Genomic DNA, 5571 nt, shown 5'->3' with positions numbered 1-5571 from the left:
AGGGCAGGGAGGCTTAATATTTTACCCTAGTTTGGCCTCTATTTTACCTCAATGAAAAGCACAATCTACGGTGGCACATCCATTGCGGGCACGCAATATTATATACCAGACGAATAAGTAAAAATCTTATCAGGAGGGGGTAGTAAATTATGTCTGAAGAAGCTGTAACCCAACAGCAACAGGTAATCAGACCAGGCCAGTGCCCGCCAGAAGGATGTCCACCACCCACCCGCATTGAATGCATTGTAGTAGATAAAGTCTATGATAGCTGCTTCCAAGTGGAAAGCCGGACCAGGGATACCACAGTAACTACTGGGCTCGGCGGTGAATTTGCTACAGGTACTTTTACCGTGGGCCAGGCCATACCATGTAGCCTTACACCCAATCAATCTATCTCCTGCAACGTCATCAATAAGCAACCTACTACTGGCGGGTTCGCTAATCTTACCCTGGTAGTTTCGGTGCCTATTACCCTAACTAATCCCAACGCACCTACCGAAACAGCCGATAGGGTGTTTACCTTTACAAAAATCGTTACCCTCTGCGCACCCGATGGGGTTACGGTAGACTGTAGCGAAAGCACCTTGCTCTTTTGCAATTGCGTAGTATCTGCCGTGGGTGTTGGCACCATAACTGTTACTTGTGACTTCCAAGTTTGTGTGGTAATTAAAACCCTGCTCACGGTACAACTCCTGGTTCCCAGCTACGGCTTCTGTGTCCCGGCACCTTGCGTGGTGGCACCTGGCGTATGCCCGCCTTCTCCACCACCGCAGTGCTTCTAGAAGCATAAAGAAGCACCGTCTTCCGACGGTGCTTCTTACTTTAATTGCATGTTATCATCCCTAGTTATACGATTAAGACTCAATGAAAGCTGTCTTAGGTTGGTTAAAGAGTCTGTCGTATATACGGTTGGAGAGATAATATCGCTTGGAATAGCCGGGGGTAATTCCGCCGGCATAGGAGGCTCAAAATAATATATAGGACCATCACCCGGCGGAGCCAGCGGATTGCTGCCCCAGTGACGAGGCCGTCGCCCAAGTCTAGCTTCGGTCATAAGCACATTTAAATGTTCCTTTTCTCTGTTAGGATCAATTTTCCCAATCTCCTCTTCAGGAGCTTTTTCAATGGATTTTGTTTCTAGAAGACATCCGACGCTTTCCTGTTGCACTTCTTCTTCAGCCTCTTCCACCTCTTCAACCTGTTCGATTTGGTCAGCTTCTTCAACCTCGCCAAAATCCTCCGTTACGTAGTCCATAGAAGTAGGAGATATGTTCTTTTCCACCGAAGAGACTTCGCTCGTGCTGAGCTTTGAATTGTCATCTAAGGTGAAATAACGCTCTACTCCTTCCACTATCCTGGTCTGTATTCGCTTCCGTAGCTCCTCGTGCTCACCTATACCATGTAGTTCCAGCAATACAGCCGGCACATCGCTATCTTGCAAAAACCTAAAATAAGCGGGCCGTATTATGTGCTCCCACTTCCTGGCCAAGGTATAATTAAGTCCATCCCTGTTGATAAGTATCTCCTGAACAACAGTAGCGATAAATCTTAAACTCTTTTCCGCCTTCCTGAAAGAATAAAAAAACCTCAACGTGGGCTCTGGATATACCTTTTCCGCGGGCCATTCCGCTACCGCCAAAAGTAAACCAGCTTGCCACATACGAAAAAGCTTACCATCGCTGGATCTAACGGGCAATGCAAGTACTTGAAAACCACGCTCTTTTAATGCTACGCCCAAGCCATCCATGAGATCCTGTAAAGCTTGGCTCTGCGTACCCATTGCCTTGAGAACAACGGTAACCGGCAATTCTTTCCCCTCCCGCTATTTGGTTTGACCATTAATAGCATATTGACCAAAGGAAGGAGAATGTGAAGAAACTGCGGCATAAAATAAAGAGAACAATCAACTGAAAGGGGGAGTACGCTTGAGCTTTTACATCGACCAAATTAAGGCCTTAATGGGTTCTAAAAACTGGGGAAACCAGCAGGTTACTGTTACCCTTATAATTACTAACATGAAGGATGATGAAGACGCCCGCAAATTAGCCAGCGTTTTACAAAGTATTCCAGGTATAACCAATGTAGTACCTTTTCCTAGGCATCGCCGTCTCACAATTACTTACAACTCCTCACAAATAACGCTAGAAGCCATAGGGTACCACATCGCCAGGTTAGGTTACCATTACCTTCATAAAATATGAAAGAGTTGTTAAAACAAAGGGCCCGGGAGGCCCTTTTCTATTAACAGGTTTGACAAGTAGACCGAAGTAATGTAAGGTAAAGGTAAAAATTTCAGCCCTTCAGGAGGTTTCTATGCGTCTAGGAGCTCATTTATCAATCGCTCAGGGACTGCCTAAGGCAGTTTCTATGGCTAAACATATAGGAGCTAATACCTTTCAATTCTTCACCCGCAACCCTAGAGGTGGACGTGCACGTCAAATAGGAGAAAACGAAATAAAGGACTGGTCAGAAGTAAGGCCCCAAAATGATATCTATCCGGTAGTTGCCCATCTCCCTTATACAGTAAACCTGGCCGCCCCCGCCGGAAAGCTCCGGGACTTTGCAGCTTTAGTTTTAAGGGAAGATCTTGAACGCGTAAAAATAATCGGAGGAGAATATATCGTGACCCATCCGGGTCGGCACAAAGGAAATAAAACAGAGGCTTTAAAACTTTTAGCAGCTATTATTCACGAAAATTTCCTATATCACCAAGGCCAAGGCCCCATGCTGCTTTTAGAAACCATGGCCGGGCAAACAGGTGAACTGGGAAGCCTCGAAGACCTTAAACAGGTTCTAGATATGCTGGACTGGGCACCTCAGATAGGGATATGTCTAGACTCTGCTCACCTCTTCGCTGCTGGCTGGAATCTAAAAAGCTCCACAGGATGTGATGATCTCGTTGCCGCTTTAGAGGTAAAATTTGGCCTGGAAAGGATTAAAGTATTACACCTAAACGACTCGTTGGCCCCTCTAGGAAGCAACCGGGATCGCCACGCTTGTATAGGAGAGGGCGAATTAGGAGAAGAAGGCATCAGTACTATTATAAACCACCCTTTTTTGGGCTCTCTCCCCATGATCTTAGAGACCACAGTAGAAAAATACGAGGACTATGGAAAAGAGATAATTAAGGTTCTTCGTCTTAAACAAAAGTACTAAGAAGGTGGGTACATAACATAGCAAAGTATCAGGGCTGTGTTCCCTTACAAATGTTTAGGGGGGCTACAAATTTTTTGGTATCTATCCAAAAAAATTTTATGGCTAAGCAGGAAAAAATAATTAAGCAGCGAATAATAAATGTAGGAACAGAAATTGAGGTGATTCTACAAAAGTGGATGGACACCTTTTAGAAATTCTTAAAGCCATAGCGGACGGCGTACAGAAGACTTTTGGGAAAAATTGTGAAGTAGTCATTCACGATTTAAGTAAGCCGGAGAATTCTATGATATACAAGGCCGGCGATGTTACAAAACGAGATATCGGTGCTCCCGTCACTAATGTCGTTTTAGAGGCCCTAAAGCGAGACGGAAATAATACGCCGGACCTGATCGGCTATAAGTCTTTTACCAAGGAAGGTAAAAACCTTAAGTCCTCTACAATTTTTATAAGGAATTCAGAGGGAGAGATAGTAGGGTGCCTTTGCATAAATTATGATCTTACCGAGTTTCAGGTGGCACAACAATACCTAGCAGAATTCACGGAAACCTACGATTTAAGCGGTGAAGGCCGAGAAGGCGAAAGGTTTGTCCAGGATATTGGGGAAATGGTACAGGCTGTTTTGGATAGCGTATTAAGTAAACTAGGAAAACCCGTAGCAGCTATGACGAAAGAAGACAAAGTACGTGCGGTGGAGATGCTGGAAGAAAAAGGAATTTTTCTGGTTAAGGGTGCAGTGGACATAGTGGCGCAAGCCCTGGCAGTGTCCAAATATACGCTCTATGGGTACCTCGAAGAAGTCAGAGGCAGAAAAAATTCCAAATTAAACTATGTATAAAGGAGGAGAAGCAATGACCGTTAAAACAAAAGTAACAACAGACCAAGCACCTCAAGCCATCGGCCCCTATTCCCAAGCTATTAAAGCGGCGGGGATGGTCTATTGCTCTGGGCAGATACCGCTAGATCCCAAGACGGGTGAGATCGTAGGTAACGGAATAGAAGAACAAGTACGGAGAGCCATAGAAAATCTAAAAGCGGTACTGGAGGCTGCAGGTAGTTCTTTGGAAAAGGTGGTCAAGACAACAGTTTACCTAAAGAACATGGACGATTTTGCCACAGTAAATAAGATTTATGCTGAATATTTCTCTGCTGACTATCCTGCAAGGTCGGTCGTGGAGGTGAGCAGGTTACCCAAAAATGTGCTGGTAGAGATCGAAGCTATAGCCATTTGTGAATAAAAACAGGGAGGGGATAAAAGGTGGGAATGGTAAGCCACCTTGAATGTCCTAAGTGTCGGCAAACATATGATTGTGACCGCGTTATCAATACCTGCCAATGTGGTTCTCCTTTGTTGGTAAGATATGATCTAACAAGACTTAAAACACTTAAAAAAGACGTACTTATCGGTCGTCGTGCAGACTTGTGGCGCTATTGGGAATTCTTGCCCTTAAGAAATCCAGAAAATATCGTAACCTTGGGCGAGGGGTACACGCCAATATTTAAGGCAGAAAACCTCGGAAAAGAACTAGGGTTTGACTTCCTGTATATTAAGGATGAAGGATTAAACCCGACGGGTACCTTCAAGGCGCGAGGAGCCGCGGTGGGAGTTTCGCGGGCAAAGGAATTGGGCGTAAAAAAGATAGCTATGCCGACAGCAGGGAACGCCGGAGGAGCCTGGTCTGCCTACGCCAGAAAAGCGGGAATAGAGGCCGTTATTGCAATGCCTAAGGACGCTCCCGATCTTGCGAAAAAAGAATGTATCATCACAGGTGCCACAACCTATCTGGTCAACGGTTTAATCTCAGATGCAGGGAAAATTATCGGTAGAGGCGTGCGCAAATATGGGTGGTTCGAAGCATCCACTTTAAAAGAGCCCTACCGTATCGAAGGCAAAAAAACTATGGGTATAGAAATTGCAGAGCAATTCGATTGGGAGCTGCCTTCGGCCGTTCTCTATCCCACCGGTGGTGGCGTGGGAATTATTGGAATATGGAAAGCTTTAAAGGAATTACAAGAAATTGGATGGATAGGCGAAAAATTACCCAAGATGATCGCCGTGCAAGCTGAAGGATGCGCTCCCATTGTGAAGGCGTTCAAGGAAGGAAAAAAGGAGTCGGAGTTCTGGCAGGGTGCTCAGACCATAGCAGGGGGAATCAGAGTCCCCAAGGCGCTCGGTGATTTCCTGGTTTTGGAGGCCGTGTATGAAAGCGGCGGAGTTGCCGTAAGTGTTTCGGATGAGGAAATATTGCAGGCCATGAAGTTAACGGCCTCTACGGAAGGGATGTTTATCTGTCCGGAGGGAGCAGCAGTTGTAGCTGCGGCTCACAAGCTGCGCAAGGAAGGAATATTAGAACGTAACGAGAAGGTTGTCCTGCTTAATACCGGTAGCGGCCTGAAATATCCCGACCTTGTACCAGT

General features: G+C 45.6%; 7 protein-coding genes. 6 read left to right on the top strand and 1 reads right to left on the bottom strand.

Features of this window, described 5'->3' with window-relative positions:
- Positions 1-149 precede the first annotated feature (149 nt).
- On the top strand, positions 150-782 hold the full coding sequence (locus L5656_RS10280) for a hypothetical protein (protein ID WP_297202632.1): 633 nt from the start codon (positions 150-152) through the stop codon (positions 780-782).
- Positions 783-817: 35 nt separating this feature from the next.
- On the opposite strand, the gene L5656_RS10275 is transcribed toward L5656_RS10280, so the two are convergent.
- Positions 818-1807 carry a hypothetical protein gene (locus tag L5656_RS10275; RefSeq protein ID WP_297202630.1) on the bottom strand — a complete coding sequence of 330 codons (990 nt, stop codon included), beginning with the start codon at positions 1805-1807 and terminating at the stop codon, positions 818-820.
- Between the two features lie 118 nt (positions 1808-1925).
- Here L5656_RS10275 and L5656_RS10270 point away from each other — a divergent pair, with 118 nt between their 5' ends.
- The 5 genes from L5656_RS10270 to L5656_RS10250 all read left to right on the top strand — a co-directional run.
- The gene (locus tag L5656_RS10270) at positions 1926-2201 is read left to right on the top strand and encodes a heavy-metal-associated domain-containing protein (protein WP_297202628.1); all 276 of its coding nucleotides are present in this window, start codon (positions 1926-1928) and stop codon (positions 2199-2201) included.
- A gap of 112 nt (positions 2202-2313) precedes the next feature.
- On the top strand, positions 2314-3156 hold the full coding sequence (locus L5656_RS10265) for a deoxyribonuclease IV (protein ID WP_297202626.1): 843 nt from the start codon (positions 2314-2316) through the stop codon (positions 3154-3156).
- A gap of 172 nt (positions 3157-3328) precedes the next feature.
- Positions 3329-3991, top strand: coding sequence for a helix-turn-helix transcriptional regulator (locus L5656_RS10260; RefSeq protein WP_297202624.1), 663 nt, complete (start codon positions 3329-3331; stop codon positions 3989-3991).
- A gap of 13 nt (positions 3992-4004) precedes the next feature.
- Positions 4005-4391 carry a RidA family protein gene (locus L5656_RS10255; RefSeq protein WP_297202622.1) on the top strand — a complete coding sequence of 129 codons (387 nt, stop codon included), beginning with the start codon at positions 4005-4007 and terminating at the stop codon, positions 4389-4391.
- 20 nt (positions 4392-4411) lie between these two features.
- Positions 4412-5571, top strand: a 1160-nt coding sequence (locus L5656_RS10250) for a threonine synthase (RefSeq protein WP_366018281.1), incomplete at its 3' end; no start/stop codon positions are given.

The organism is Thermanaeromonas sp. (assembly GCF_021890735.1).
GTDB lineage: Bacteria > Bacillota > DSM-521 > Neomoorellales > Neomoorellaceae > Thermanaeromonas.
Note: the sequence above shows the minus strand (reverse complement) of the source record. Positions and strands in the feature narration are given on the sequence as shown.

Coding starts and splice junctions, on each gene's coding strand:
- L5656_RS10280 (WP_297202632.1), top strand. CDS start 150: ATGTCTGAAGAAGCTGTAACCCAACAGCAACAGGTAATCAGACCAGGC.
- L5656_RS10265 (WP_297202626.1), top strand. CDS start 2,314: ATGCGTCTAGGAGCTCATTTATCAATCGCTCAGGGACTGCCTAAGGCA.
- L5656_RS10255 (WP_297202622.1), top strand. CDS start 4,005: ATGACCGTTAAAACAAAAGTAACAACAGACCAAGCACCTCAAGCCATC.